The organism is Micromonospora sp. NPDC048947 (assembly GCF_040649495.1).
GTDB classification, from domain to species: Bacteria; Actinomycetota; Actinomycetes; order Mycobacteriales; family Micromonosporaceae; genus Micromonospora; species Micromonospora alfalfae.
The window spans coordinates 47,457-61,146 of the sequence record NZ_JBEZFO010000017.1 but is presented as its reverse complement, the minus strand read 5'-3'; the positions used below and the strand labels follow the sequence as shown (position 1 = coordinate 61,146).

12 protein-coding genes are annotated in these 13,690 nt (G+C 72.6%); 4 read left to right on the top strand and 8 right to left on the bottom strand.

Annotated elements, in window-relative coordinates; all coding sequences use genetic code 11:
- Positions 1-31: 31 nt before the first annotated feature.
- From AB0B98_RS23385 to AB0B98_RS23370, 4 genes are read right to left on the bottom strand one after another with little or no spacing between them, the layout of a single operon-like run.
- Positions 32-709 carry a response regulator transcription factor gene (locus AB0B98_RS23385; RefSeq protein ID WP_357365274.1) on the bottom strand — a complete coding sequence of 226 codons (678 nt, stop codon included), beginning with the start codon at positions 707-709 and terminating at the stop codon, positions 32-34.
- Positions 709-2,280, bottom strand: coding sequence for a histidine kinase (locus tag AB0B98_RS23380; protein ID WP_357365273.1), 1,572 nt, complete (start codon positions 2,278-2,280; stop codon positions 709-711). The genes AB0B98_RS23385 and AB0B98_RS23380 overlap by 1 nt, the downstream gene beginning before the upstream one ends.
- A gap of 54 nt (positions 2,281-2,334) precedes the next feature.
- Positions 2,335-3,060, bottom strand: a complete 726-nt coding sequence (bioD, locus tag AB0B98_RS23375) for a dethiobiotin synthase (RefSeq protein WP_238671926.1) — start codon at positions 3,058-3,060, stop codon at positions 2,335-2,337.
- A gap of 55 nt (positions 3,061-3,115) precedes the next feature.
- On the bottom strand, positions 3,116-4,252 hold the full coding sequence (locus tag AB0B98_RS23370; protein ID WP_357365271.1) for an 8-amino-7-oxononanoate synthase: 1,137 nt from the start codon (positions 4,250-4,252) through the stop codon (positions 3,116-3,118).
- Between the two features lie 156 nt (positions 4,253-4,408).
- Between AB0B98_RS23370 and bioB the strand changes: the two genes are divergently transcribed.
- The 3 genes from bioB to AB0B98_RS23355 are packed head-to-tail and all read left to right on the top strand — an operon-like array spanning position 4,409 to position 6,112.
- On the top strand, positions 4,409-5,404 hold the full coding sequence (gene bioB / locus AB0B98_RS23365; protein ID WP_124819840.1) for a biotin synthase BioB: 996 nt from the start codon (positions 4,409-4,411) through the stop codon (positions 5,402-5,404).
- 5 nt (positions 5,405-5,409) lie between these two features.
- The gene (locus AB0B98_RS23360; protein WP_357365269.1) at positions 5,410-5,601 is read left to right on the top strand and encodes a hypothetical protein; all 192 of its coding nucleotides are present in this window, start codon (positions 5,410-5,412) and stop codon (positions 5,599-5,601) included.
- A gap of 4 nt (positions 5,602-5,605) precedes the next feature.
- Entirely contained in the window at positions 5,606-6,112 is a 507-nt protein-coding gene (locus AB0B98_RS23355; RefSeq protein WP_238671923.1) for a GNAT family protein, read from the top strand.
- A gap of 1 nt (position 6,113) precedes the next feature.
- Here the strand turns inward: AB0B98_RS23355 and AB0B98_RS23350 are convergent, their stop codons facing one another.
- Entirely contained in the window at positions 6,114-6,641 is a 528-nt protein-coding gene (locus AB0B98_RS23350) for a DUF488 domain-containing protein (RefSeq protein ID WP_357365267.1), read from the bottom strand.
- A gap of 129 nt (positions 6,642-6,770) precedes the next feature.
- On the bottom strand, positions 6,771-9,674 hold the full coding sequence (locus AB0B98_RS23345) for a glycoside hydrolase family 9 protein (RefSeq protein ID WP_357365265.1): 2,904 nt from the start codon (positions 9,672-9,674) through the stop codon (positions 6,771-6,773).
- Between the two features lie 433 nt (positions 9,675-10,107).
- Between AB0B98_RS23345 and AB0B98_RS23340 the strand changes: the two genes are divergently transcribed.
- Complete coding sequence (locus AB0B98_RS23340; RefSeq protein WP_357365263.1) at positions 10,108-11,673, top strand: aldehyde dehydrogenase family protein; 1,566 nt, start codon at positions 10,108-10,110, stop codon at positions 11,671-11,673.
- Between the two features lie 17 nt (positions 11,674-11,690).
- On the opposite strand, the gene AB0B98_RS23335 is transcribed toward AB0B98_RS23340, so the two are convergent.
- The gene (locus AB0B98_RS23335) at positions 11,691-12,755 is read right to left on the bottom strand and encodes a GNAT family N-acetyltransferase (protein WP_357365261.1); all 1,065 of its coding nucleotides are present in this window, start codon (positions 12,753-12,755) and stop codon (positions 11,691-11,693) included.
- A gap of 89 nt (positions 12,756-12,844) precedes the next feature.
- The gene (locus AB0B98_RS23330; RefSeq protein ID WP_357365260.1) at positions 12,845-13,546 is read right to left on the bottom strand and encodes an amino acid-binding protein; all 702 of its coding nucleotides are present in this window, start codon (positions 13,544-13,546) and stop codon (positions 12,845-12,847) included.
- Positions 13,547-13,690 lie beyond the last annotated feature (144 nt).

Sequence of the window (13,690 nt, the reverse complement as noted above, 5' to 3'; positions counted from 1 at the left end):
GTTGGCTGAGCGGGGGCTCCCCGGCCCCCGCTCAGCCGTCGACCAGACCCGCCTCGTACGCGAGGATCGCCGCCTGCACCCGGTTGCGTACGTCCAGCCGGGTGAAGATGCTGGTCAGGTAGCTCTTCACGGTGCCCTCCACGAGGTGCAGCCGGCGAGCGATCTCCGCGTTGGAAAGACCCGCCCCGACCAGGGCCAGCACCTCCCGTTCCCGCTCGGTCAGCCCGGCCGCACGCTCCCGGGCGGCGGGTCGACGGGCCAACCGGTCGGCGCCCAGCTCGATCACCCGGCGGGCCACCCTCGGCGACAGGTACGCCCCACCGTCGGCGACGGCGTGCACACCGGCGATCAGCTCACGCGGGTCGCCGGCCTTGAGCAAAAACCCGCTGGCACCGTGCCCGAGCGCCCGGGCCACGTGGTCGTCCTCGCCGAACGTGGTCAGCATGATGGTCGCGGTCTCCGGCACGACCCGGCGGATCTCGGCGGCGGCGGCCAACCCGTCCAGCCGCGGCATCCGGATGTCCAGCAGCGCCACCCGGGGTCGGTGAGCCCGGACCAGTTCCACCGCCGCGTGCCCGTCGCCGGCCTCGGCGACCACCTCGATACCGGGGTCGCTGGCGAGGATGGCCCGGACGCCGGCCCGGATCATCGCCTCGTCGTCGGCCAGCACCACCCGGATCGGCGGTGTCCCCGTCGTGTCGGTGTCCACTAGGCGATCCGCTCCTTGCTGACCAGCCGGCCATCGGTGAAACAGAGCCGCCAGGTCGGCGCGGCAAGGGGAAAGTTACCGTCGGTGTAGTACTCGCAGCCGGCCAGGTCGACCGCCGCTGTGCGTTCCAACTGCCGCCGGGGCAGCCCGATCAGCTCCGACCGGGCCGCGCCGACACGCAACTGGTCGAAGGTGGCCCGGTCCAGCACCGTCCCGGCGGTCGCCACCGGGTAGTAGACGAACGAGAGCACCAGGGCGAACCCGACCGGGGCGGCGAGCGCCACCAGCAGGCTGCGCCGAACCCGTCGGCGGGCGTCGTGCAGCCGCCGCTCGGCGTCCACCGGCCGCTCCGCCGGCCCGTGTCGCTCGTCGGACCGTGACGCGGGCCCGCCTTCGGCCACCGACCCGATCGTCTCCGGTGGCGCCGCGGTGGCCGGCAACACCGCCCGTAGCGCGAACCCGCCGTCGGCCCGGTGGCCGGCGTCGAGCGTCCCGCCGGCGAGGCGGACCCGCTCGGCGAGAGCGAGCAGCCCACTGCCCTGCGACGGTGGGGCGGGCAGCGGCCCGGCCGGCGGAGCGTCGTTGACGACCGTCACCTCGACCCGGTCACCGTCGCGGGTGAGGCGCACGTCGACCGGGGCGCCGGGCGCGTACCGGGCCGCGTTGGTCAGCGCCTCCCGGACGATCCGGTGCGCCGCGTGACCGGTCATCGCCGGTAGGTCCGCGACCGCCGGTGCGGCGTCCAGCCGTACCGCCATTCCGGCCTCCCGGGCACCGTCGACCAGGTCGGCCACTGTCTCCCCGCTCGGACGCAGCGACGCGCCAGCCTCCTCGCGGAGCACCCCGATGATCTCGTGCAGTCGCTCGGTGGCGGCGGAGACGCTGGCCCGCAACTCCCCCGCCGCGGCCCGGTGCCGGTCGTCCAGGTCGGCGGCGACCTCCAGGGCGGCGGCGCGCAACGCGATCAGGCTCAGGTCGTGACCGAGCGAGTCGTGCATCTCCCCGGCGATCCGGGCCCGCTCACGCAGCCGGATCCGCTCGGCGGCACCCCGTTGCTCGCGGGTCAGCGCGTCGACGTGCCGGCGACCGGCGTCGGTCAACTCCTGCTGCTGGCGGCGGTAGCGGCCGACCAACCAGGGGAACACGGCGGCGAAGAGCAGCACCGAGGCGAGCAGGAACCAGGTGGCAGCGCCGGCGCCGAGCAGCCCCAGGTTGAGCGCCGTGCCACCGGCCGTGATCAGCACGAAGACCATGATCGCCGGGCCCACTGTGACGCTGCGCCGCCCGGCGAGATAGCTGAAGACCGGAATGGCGAACACGAAGTTGCCATCGACCAACGACCCGAGCACCGCCAGCACCGGGGCGACCAACGGCTGACGCCGACTCGCCACCACCGCCACACCGAGCAGCAGCAGCTTGCCGACCAGCAGCGGCAACGTGTACCGCGTATAGGGCGGGCTGGCCTCGGCGTAGCCGACCGGGGCGGCCACCACCGCCCAGAGCAGCACGTCCAGCAGCAGGCGACGCCGCCGGGTCAGCCAACCCGGCGGCGGGGAGTCGAGGATCCGCACGGCGGTCAGGCTACCCACGCCCGACCTGCGCGAACACCGACGAAAGTCAGGTGTTCAGCCGCTCTCCTCGGCCCAGACCCGCCAGTCGTCGAGCACGCCGTGCAGGGCCGGGGTGAGCCAACCCGGCGCGGACCGCCGGAACACACCCGGGTCCATCGCGCCCGCGCCGTCGGGCAGCGCGCCGAGAAGGTTCGGCACCAGATCGGTGAGGTTCGTCCAGTGCACCAACTCCGGCCGGGCCGGCCAGGCGCCGATCACCACACCGGCCGGCACCGCCCTACGGTCCAGTGCCTCCAGGGTCAACGCGGTGTGGTTGAGCGTGCCCAACCCGGCGCGGGCGACCACCACAGCGGGCGCGCCGAGCGACACCGCCAGGTCGGCCATCGTCCACGGCTCCCCCGACGGCCGCAGCCCCATCGGAACCAGCAACCCGCCCGCGCCCTCGATCAGCACGAGGTCGTGCTTGTCGGCCTCCGCGCGGACGGCGTCCACCGCCGTGTACAACTCCAGCGGCGGCAGGTCGGCCACCCGCGCTGCGGCCAACGGGGCGAGCGGATCCGGGTAGCTGGCAAGGGTCCGACCGGTCAGCGGCGCAGCCAGCCGGTTCACCGCGTCCACGTCGCCGGGCTCACCGCCGGCCGTACCGGTCTGACCCGGTTTGACCACCGCCACCCGCAGCCCGGCGGCCTGCGCGGCGGCCGCGATCGCCGCTGTCACCACCGTCTTGCCGACCTCGGTGTCCGTTCCGGTAACCAGCACCGACCCCGCCCACCCGGTCATGACGCCCCCTGGGTTCGCGACTGCGGGGCTCGCCGAGCCGGCTCGCTCCGCGCGCTCACGGCGCGGTGTCCACTATGACGTCCAGCGCCCGCTCGAACGCCCTCCGGGGCACCCCCGCGCTCACCGTCAGGCGCAGGCGGGAGCGGCTGTCCGGGGTGGATGGTGGCCGGAAACAGCCCACCGCGACGCCCCGGTCCCGGCAGTCCGCCGCCCACGCGGTCGCCGCCTCCGGCCCCGGGGCCGTCACCGAGACCACCGCCGCGTCCGGGGCGGAGACGGTCAGCCCGGCCGACCGCAGTCGACCCACCGCCAGTCCCACCCGGTCGGAGAGTTCGGCGCGCAGGTCGTCGCCGGCCTGGGCGAGCCGCAGCGCGGCGTGCACACCGGCGGCGACCGCCGGCGGCAGTGCCGTGTCGAAGATGAACGTGCGCCCGGTCTCGACCAGGTGCCTGACGAACTCGGCCGGGCCGGCGACAACGCCACCCGCGCCACCGAGCGCCTTGGACAGGGTGGCGGTGACCACCACGTCCGGCTCGCCGGCCAGCCCGGTGGCCGCCACCGCGCCCGCGCCGGCCGGGCCGGTCAGTCCCAGCGCGTGCGCGTCGTCGACCAGCAGCAGCGCGCCGTGACGGCGGGCCACGGCGTGCAGCCGAGCCAGCGGGGCGAGATCACCGTCGACCGAGAAGACCGACTCCGTCACCACCACCGCCGGGCGGCCGGGAGCGGCACCGAGCGCGGCGGCTACCGCATCGACATCGGCGTGCGGGGTGACCACCGTCTCCGCACCGGAGATGCGGCAGCCGTCGATCAGCGACGCGTGGTTGTGCGCGTCGGAGACGAGCAGCGTCCGAGGTTGGACGAGCGCCCGCAGCGCGCCGAGGTTGGCCAGGTAGCCGGAGGAGAAGACCAGGGCGCCGTCGGTGCCCAGCCAGCGGGCCAGGTCCTCCTCCAGCGCCCGGTGCGCGTCGGTGGAACCCCGGACCAGTCGCGACCCGGTAGCCCCCAGCCCGTACGCCGACAAAGCCGCAGTGGCCGCGGCGATGACGTCCGGGTGGGTGGCCAGGCCGAGGTAGTCGTTGCCGGCCAGATCGGTCATCTGATCGTCGGCCGGACGCGGATGCAGTCGCCTGGTGAGCCCGGCCTTCGCCCGCAGCTCCGCGCGGCGGTCGAGCGCCGCCAGCCAGTCCGCCACCGTCACCCTCCCCCGCTGTGCGTGCCGGTCAGCCCGACACCCGCCGGCCGAAATTACCACCCGCCGCCACCGGCCCGACGATTCCACTCGGTGCGAGGCACCGACCGGGCCGCCAGGTCATTCCGGCTGATCGGGGAGCCTTGTAGGGTACGAGCCATGCCAGAGATCCTCGACCAGGCCCGGACCCAGGTCCTGGGTGACGGTGTCGGCCTCGATCAGGCCGGCATCCTCGCCGTGCTGAACCTGCCCGACGAGCACCTGCCCGCCGCCCTCCAGCTCGCTCACGACGTGCGGATGCGCTGGTGCGGCCCGGAGGTCGAGGTCGAGGGAATCGTCTCGCTCAAGACCGGCGGCTGCCCGGAAGACTGCCACTTCTGCTCGCAGTCGGGCCTGTTCACCTCGCCGGTGCGCTCGGTCTGGCTGGACATCCCGTCGCTGGTCGAGGCGGCGAAGCAGACCGCCGCGACCGGGGCGACCGAGTTCTGCATCGTCGCTGCGGTCCGCGGTCCGGACGCCCGGCTGATGAAGCAGATGCGCGAGGGCGTCGCCGCCATCAAGGCGGCCGTCGACATCCAGGTCGCCGCGTCGCTGGGCATGCTCACCAAGGAGCAGGTCGACGACCTGGTCGACATGGGCGTGCACCGCTACAACCACAATCTGGAAACCTGCAAGTCGTACTTCCCCAACGTGGTCACCACGCACTCGTGGGAGGAGCGCTGGGAGACCCTGCGGATGGTGCGCGACTCCGGCATGGAGGTGTGCTGCGGTGGCATCCTCGGCCTCGGTGAGACCGTCGAGCAGCGGGCCGAGTTCGCCGCGCAGCTCGCCGAGTTGAACCCGCACGAGGTGCCGCTCAACTTCCTCAACCCGCGCCCCGGCACCCCGCTCGGTGACCGTCCGGTCGTGGAGGGCAAGGACGCGCTGCGGGCCATCGCCGCGTTCCGGCTGGCCATGCCGCGCACCATCCTGCGGTACGCCGGTGGTCGCGAGATCACCCTCGGCGACCTCGGCACCCGTGACGGTCTGCTCGGCGGCATCAACGCGGTGATCGTCGGCAACTACCTGACCACGCTGGGTCGACCGGCAACGGCCGACCTGGAGCTGCTGGACGAGTTGAAGATGCCGGTCAAGGCGCTCTCCGCCACGCTGTGACGACAATGACGACTACGCAAGCGTGGTGCGACAGGTGCGGTGAGTCGACGACGGCCACCGCCCACCCCGCCTGCGCGTCGGCCCGCCAGTTGGAGCCACCCCGGTTCTGCCCCCGCTGCCGTCGCCGGATGAAGGTGCAGGTGCTGCCGGTGGGCTGGTCGGCGGTCTGCGTCGAGCACGGCGAGATCCGGGGCTGAGCCGGTGCTGCGGGGGCGGGTGGTGACACTACGACCGGCGACGGTCGCGGACGTGCCGGCCCTCGCCGCGATCCGGGCCGACCCGGAGGTACGCCGGTGGTGGCGGGGCGGCGACGACCTGGCCGACTCCGTGCGCGCCGACCTCGCGGACGACGACCTGCACGTGTACGCGATCGAGCACGACGGCCGGGTGATCGGCGCGATCCAGTGGTACGCCGAGGCGGACCCGGACTACCGGCACGCCAGCCTGGACGTCTTCCTCGACCCGGCGGAGCGGGGCGCCGGCCTCGGCGGTGACGCCATCCGCACCCTGGCCCGCCACCTGATCGACGAGTACGGCCACCACCGCTTCACCATCGACCCGGCCGCGGCGAACAGCGCCGCCATCCGGGCGTACGCGAAGGTTGGTTTTCGCCCGGTGGGGGTGCTGCGCCGCTATGAGCGCGGCGCGGACGGCCGCTGGCACGACGGCCTGTTGATGGATCTGCTCGCCGACGACCTGGTGGAGTGACTCAGCCGTCCCACAGCAGGTGGCCGTCGGGCAGTCGGCGGGCGCCCTCGGCCGGCCGGTGCGGGCTGAGGCGGCCGTCCGGCATCAGGTGCGCCACTGGGACTCCGCTGCCCAGCGCCGCGACGTCGGCGATCAACCGGCGGTGGCAGCGCCACCACACGCTCTCGCTGCACATGACCGCGGTGGTCCGACGATCCGCCCCGGCGAGCACCTCGGCGAGCGCGTCGTCGAACTCGGCCGTCCGCGTGTGGGCGGCGTACGCCCGGAACGCCGCGACCGTCCACCAGGTGTCCGGCTCGGGTTCCCCGGCGGGGACGTGCCGTCGTCCGCCCAGTCGCGGCTCCCAGCGGTAGTCGACGCCCCACTCGGGCAGCCACCGTTCGAGCTCCTCGCGGCGGACGTCCGGGTTGGTGCGGCTGGCCGGGTATCGCCGCACGTCCACCACCTGGGCGATCCCGGCCCCGGTCAGCAACTCTCCCAGCCGGCCCCGATCGGCAGCGCCGTGTCCGACGGTCAGCAACTCCCGCACGATCGTGTCTTGCCCGAAATCCCGCCGACCTATCCCCCGAGTCCGCCCGCGAGGGCCGGGCAGTGCAGATCTTGGACAGTTACCGTCCGCGCGGAACGGTAACTGTCCAAGATCTCGTCGCGGTGCCGGTCAGGCGATGGTGCAGGGTGTGTTGTTGACGGTGAAGGCCGTCGGTTTCGGGTTGGCGCCGCTGTACGTGCCGTTGAAGCCGAAGCTCACCGACGCGCCCGCCGCGATCGTGCCGTTGTAGGACAGGTTCGTTGCGGTGACCGCCGCGCCGCTCTGGCTGATCGTCGCCGACCAGCCCTGGCTGACGCTCTGCCCACCGGGGAAGCTGAACCGCACCGTCCAACCGTTGATCGCTGTGGTGCCGGTGTTGGTGATCGACACGTTGGCGGTGAAGCCGCCGCCCCAGTCGGTGGTGGCGTACCCCACAGTGCAGGTGCCACCGACCGGCGGCGCCGCGGTGGTCACCGCGACCGGCGTGGACGCCGCGGAGGTGTTGCCCGCCGCGTCCACTGCCACCACGTAGAACTGGTACGCCGTCGAGGCGGTCAGCCCGGACACCGCCTGGGTGGTGCCGGTCGGCGAGCCGACAAGCACGTCGGTGGCGCCGGCCTCGCGATAGACCCGGTAGCCGGTGACGCCCACGTTGTCGGTCGACGGGGTCCAGGCCAGTGTGAGCCCGGTGGCGGTGACGGCCGAGGCGACCGGCGTGCCGGGGGTGCTCGGCGCTGTGGTGTCGACGGTGCCGGCCGGTGGCGTTGTCACGCTGAGCTTCGCCGAGGCGGCCGACTCGTTGCCAGCGCCGTCGCGCGCCACGATGGTGTACTCGAACGTCCGCTCCGGCAGCAGCGTGGTGATGGTGATCGAGTTCTCGGTGACCCGTCGGGTCGCCACCACGTCGTTACCGACCATGAACTCGCGGACGTCGTACCCGGCGAGTCCGCTGCCGCCGCTGTCGGTGGACGGCGCCCAGGTCAGGGTGACGGTGCGGGGGCCGAGGTTGGACGCCACCGGGGTGCCGGGGACTGTCGGTTTGGTGGTGTCCGGCACGACCGGGCCCGGCTCCTCGCCCCAGACCCGGGTGGCGCCGGAGTAGAGCGGCACCTTCCGGTTGGGCCCGGCGGTGGCCTGGTACGACGGGTCGTTCGTCGGGTCCCAGGTGCCGCCCTCCGGCACTCCGACCTTGAACTGGACCTCCATCCGGTGCTGTGACTGACCCGCCGGGGCGATGGTGTACCCGGCGCAGTCCACCTCGACGTACCAGATGTCACCGCTGTACTGCTTGGCTGTGGTCGGGGACGGGCAGCCCTGGGTGTAGCCGGCGGTGACCTGCACCGGGCCGGTGCCGTCGGGCCGGAAGTAGTACCGGAACCGGCCGTCGGTCAGCGCGCGGGCCGGGAACGCGGACTTGTTGTAGACCATCACCTTGAGCCCGGTGGCCCGAGGTTCGGCCTGCGTCACAGTGGTCTCCACTGTCAGCTCGTCGATGTCCGGCGTCTCGGCGACCGGGAAGTTCGCCAGCGGCGTGCCGCCGTACTCGGAGGTCAGCCGGACCAGCGCGGACGTGAAGCCGGCGTTGTAGTCGGTGGCCACCTCGTTCATCACGTAGTCCGAGCGGCTGTCGCTGTACGCGTCGTTGGCCGAGGACGGGCCGCCGACCAGCGCGCCGTAGAGGGTGTGCCGGGTCTCCACCGGCACGGTCTGGCTGTCCCACCAGGAGCCGTGCGCGGTGCGGTGGTGCGGGTTCTTCGGCGAGTTGGCGCCGAAGCCGATGACGTAGCTGGAGTTACGGGGGTTGTCGCCGAGCGCGTAGTTGATCTGCCGGACGGCGAAGTCGTGGTAGCGCGCCTTGCGGGTGGTGTCGGTGGTCTTGTCGCTGTAGACCAGCGCGGCGAAGGAGGTGTTCGCGGCGTAGCGCAGCGCGCCCCAGGAGTCGAGCACCGCCATCCCGCCCGGCGAGTACGGCACCCGCTGCCCGTTCACCCCGACGGTCCAGTAGTCCAGCCACCTGTTGGCGTCGTCGACGTACTTCTGCTTGCCGGTCAGGTTGGCCAGCAGCACGTACGCGCCGAACTGCTTGTTGTCCCAGGCGATGGTCCACTTGTAGGAGCGGGTGGTGGACTGGTTCTCGGTGCCGAGCTTGTCGTACTCACTCTCGGCCTTTGTCAGGTAGCTGGCCTCGCCGGTGGCGCGGTGCAGCCAGATCGCGGCCCAGACGAGTTCGTCCTGCCAGCCGCTCCACGAGCGGTAGAAGCTGGTGGCGTCGGTGATGCACTCGTGGTAGGCCTTCCGCACCGTGTCGGCGAAGGTGTAGAGCTGCCGGGCGTGCCCGAGCAGCTTGTCCGCGTAGGCCGCGTCGGTGGGCCGGAACACCATCGAGGAGGCGGCCATCGCTGCCGCCGTCTCCCCCGCCAGGTCCGCGCCGCCACAGCTGGCATCGATCTTGTACGCGGGCCGCGCCATCTGCATCACCTCGGCCGGACCCCACCACTTGTGGTCGTCGTCGCCCTTGCCGACCTGTCCGTAGAGGACGTTTGCCGACGGGTGCGCCTTGATGAAGTAGTCGTTGACGAAGCGCAGGTTGTTGAGCAGGTGCGGCAGTTGCCCGGAGGCGGTGTAGCCGCTGCGGTATTCGACAGCGCCCCAGGCGAGCATGGTGGCGCTGAACGCCATCGGGAAACCGAACTTGACGTGGTCGCCGGCGTCGTACCAGCCGCCGGTGAGGTCCACGCCCGCGCTGGCGCCGTCGGTGAGCGCGCTGTCTCCGCGCCAGGAGACCCGGTTCCAGTCGGGCAGTCGACCGGACTGCTGCGCCTCGTAGAAGAGCAGCGACTTCTGCAACGCCTCGGCGTAGTTGTAGGTCGCGGCCGGCGCGGCGGAGGCGGGCTCGGACGGTGGGGCGGTCACCGCGAGGGACGCGCCGGTGAGCAGCGCGACGCCGAGGGTCAGCAGCCGCCGCGGCCAGGGCTGGTCGGCGGCCGGCGACCGGCCGGGCTGGCCGCTGAACGGCCGGGTCAGGTGGCGCATGGCGGACTCCTGTCGGAGGCGCCGCCGGCGGTCGCACCGACGCGGGACGGCGTACGGGCGGCACGGCCACCGGCGACAGCGGGGTGGCGGTGTGACCATGGGCCATGGAAGCGCTCCCATGGATAACCGACAATGTAATGGGCGGGTCGCTGGTTGGGAAGCCTGCCAACCAGGACCTATGTGCGCGGCACCGCCTCCGTACTCGCGAGTAACCATTGCGGACCATCTCACACCATCGACATTCTTCGATCTATGAATCGAGTTTGCGCAGCTCACGACGGGAGCTTCCGCGACGGTTTTCGCGCCGTTCGAGCGCTTCGTCGGCCAGCCAGACAAACGTACTGTTGCTGACCCACTACCAAGCGCGAGACAGTACCGCTCACCAGCGGTGCCGTCGACGCCGCCGCTCCCTGGTCAACAGTGAGGAGAAGCGATGGCACTACGACTCGCCGACGGCACCGCCTGGACCGATATCCTGGCCCGCGCGGTGGCCGCCGCCCCGGAGGCGTTCGGCACCGAGGTCGACGGCGTCACCACACTGCACAACCTGATCGAGGGCGAATGGCGCGCGGTCGGCCAACCCGCACCGGTCCGCACCCCGGTGGACAACACAGTCCTCATCAACCTGCCCCGGGTCGACGCGACCACCGCACGTGCCGCGGTGACCCACGCCGCCGCCGCGCACCGGGCCTGGGCCCGGACCCCGCTGGCCGACCGCAAGGCCCGGGTCGCCGAAGCCCTGGACTCGCTCACCGCCCACCGCGACCTGCTCGCCCTGCTGCTGGTCTGGGAGATCGGCAAGCCGTGGCGGCTGGCCTGCGCCGACGTCGACCGGGCGCTCGACGGCGTCCGCTGGTACGCCGACGAGATCGACCGGATGCTCGCCGACGGCCGCGAGCCGCTGCCCGGCCCGGTCAGCAACATCGCGTCCTGGAACTACCCGATGAGCGTGCTGGTGCACGCCGAACTGGTGCAGCTCCTGGCCGGCAACGCGGTCATCGCCAAGACCCCGTCCCAGGGCGGCGCGGTGTGCCTGACCGTCGCGCACGCGCTGATGCGCCGGGCCGGGCTGCCCGCCACGCTCGTCTCCGGCAGCGGCGGGGAACTGTCCGAGGTGCTGGTCCGGGCACCCGAGATCGGCGCTGTGGCTTTCGTCGGCGGCCGGTCCAACGGCGGCAAGGTGGCCGCCGCGCTGCTCGACAGCGACAAGCGGCACTTCATCGAACAGGAGGGTCTCAACGCCTGGGGCATCTGGAACTTCACCCAGTGGGACCTGCTCGCCACTCACCTCAGAAAGGGTTTCGAGTACGGCAAGCAACGCTGCACCGCGTACCCCCGCTTCGTGGTGCAGCGAGACCTGGTCGACGAGTTCCTCGACATGTACCTGCCGGTCGTCCGCTCGGTCCGCTTCGGTCACCCGCTCGCCGTCGGCGACGACTGGGCCGCCGGTGACCCGCTGCCCGAGCTGGACTTCGGGCCGCTGATCAGCGCCGCCAAGGCCGACGAGCTACGCCGCACCGTCGACGAGGCGGTCCGCGGCGGCGCGATCCCGCTGCACCGCGGCAAGCTCACCGGCGCGCCGTTCCTCTCCGGGCAGGACACCTCGGCGTACGTGGCGCCGTCGGTGCTGCTCGCCCCGCCCGGACGGTCCCGACTGATGCACGCCGAGCCGTTCGGTCCCGTCGACACGATCGTCGTGGTGGACACCACCGACGAGCTGCTGGCCGCCATGAACGCCTCCAACGGCGCGCTGGTGGCCTCGCTGGCCTGCGACGACACCGACGAGGCCGGCAAGCTCGCCGTCGACCTTCAGGCGTTCAAGGTGGGCATCAACAAACCGCGCTCACGCGGTGACCGGGACGAACCGTTCGGCGGCCGGGGCGCCTCCTGGAAGGGCGCGTTCGTCGGCGGCGACCTGCTGGTGCAGGCCGTCACCGTCGGCGGAGACAGCCGGCTCTACGGCAACTTCCCCGACTACACCAGCTACCCCACCACCTGAGCACCGCAACCAGGGCCCTAGGCGAACGCGCCAGTGCGCTCCGCCGAGGAGGCGACGGCGAGCGGGACGGTGAGGGTGAGCAGAGCGCCGTCGCGTTCCACCACCGTCGGCCGACCCAGTCGGTGCAGCGTACGCAGCATCGGGTCGTTGGTGGCCTGCACGTGCAGCACCAGCGCCGCGTACCCGGACCGGTCGGCGTGCTGGACCACCCGGCGCAGCAACGCCGAGCCGAGCCCCCGCCGCTGCCAGTCGTCGCGCACCAGCAGCGCCACCTCGGCCTCGTCGCCCTCACCGAGCAGGTTCGCCATGGCGACCACCGACTCGGCACCGCCGTCGGGGCCGCTGGTGCTGGCGATCAGCGTCAACCCTCGGCTCGGCTCCAGCAGTCGACGCAGGCGGGCCGTCTGCGGCAGCGGCGCGCCGCCCAGGTAACGCCGCTGCCGGCTACCCGGGGAGCACGCCTCGTGCAGCTCCACCACGCCGGACAGATCCTGGGCGCCGGCCGGCCGGACGGCCACCTCCGCGCCGTCTGGCAGCACCAGCGTGACCTGTTCGGCGGCCCGACGCGCCACTGTGGCGGCCAGCTCGACCAGGGCCTGCGCCCGCGCGTACTCCGCCGGGGTGAAGTCGGGCGCGGCCCGGCGCAGCGCGAACGAACCGCCCGCCGGGTCCGCCAACAGCATGCCGGCCCCGGTGATCCCCCGTTCGACGCCGACCGACGCCGGTCGCCAGCTCACGACGTCGGCGGCGAGCAGGGTCCGTAACGCCTCACCCGTCGCGTCCGGGTCACGCACCAGCCGGTTGGCCAGCCCGAGCACCCGGGTGGGCTGGTCGACCAGACCACGCGCCTCGCTGCGCGCCACCCAGCAGTCCCGGCCCCGACCACGCTCGACCGCGGCGATCAGCTCGGCCTCGTCGAGCGCGTCCGGCGCGTCGACCAGGAAATCGTCCACCGCGCCCTGCTCGGTGGGCTGCACCTGCACGGTGAGGATGTTGACCCCGCGCAGCGCGAGACTCGCCGTGAGCACCGACAGGTAACCCGGCCGGTCGTCCACCGTCGCTCGGATCCGCCACAACGTCATGGTTGGCTCCCTTCCCCGATAAGAGCCTCACCCCCGCCTGTTGCCGCCCGGTTGCCCGGCGGTGTCGGCAAGGGAACTCCTCGGACCGATCAGGGGCCGGCGACCACCGGCGGCGCGCCGACGAGATCGAGTCGGTCGCCGAGGATCACCGCGCAGGCCCGGACGAGCTGGGTGAGCCGATCAACCTCGGTGCTGTGGAACGCCGCGGCGGAGAGGGTCTCGCTACGCTCACGGGCCACCACCAGCACCAGGCCCGCCCGGCCGAACGGCGCGATCGCGTGGTGGGTGCCGTCGGGCGTGGTCATCGACCGCCCGCGCAGCGGGGTCACCTCCGGCAACCGCGGGGGTACGGGAGCACGCCAGCTCGCGTGCCCCACCGTCGCCCCGCCGCCCCCGCTCCGCGAGGCCCAGTCGACAGGCACCACAGCGCCCACGGCCCAATCGGCGGCCAGTAGCCCCGGCACCGCGTCGACAAGGGTGGCCAACCCGTCCGCCGGGTTGGCCGCGACCTGGGCCAACAGCTCCGCGTCCTGGCCGGTGGTGGTGGGCGCGCCGATCGCCCGCCACACACCGTCCACCCGCACCCCCGGTATCGCCGCGAGGCCGGCCAGCAGCCGCTCCACCCGCGCCGCGCCCGGCCAGACGACAGTGAAGTCGTCCACCGCGCGCCCGCCGAGCCGTTCGAGGACCACCACCTGGACGATGTCCGCCCCGGAGACGCCCAAGGTACGGGCAACCTGACCCAGGGTGCCCGGACGGTCCGGCAGGGTGACCCGAACTCGCAGCAACATGTCTGTCCCTCCGCTCGGCGGGCCGGCGAAGGAGCGGCCGGCAGGCTGACCCCAGCCTGGTCGTTGACCATTTCGTCCCTGTTGCAGGGGCATGTCCCGAGCGGAAACTTACCGGTCGGTGACCGAGCGGTTTCGGCAGGTGAT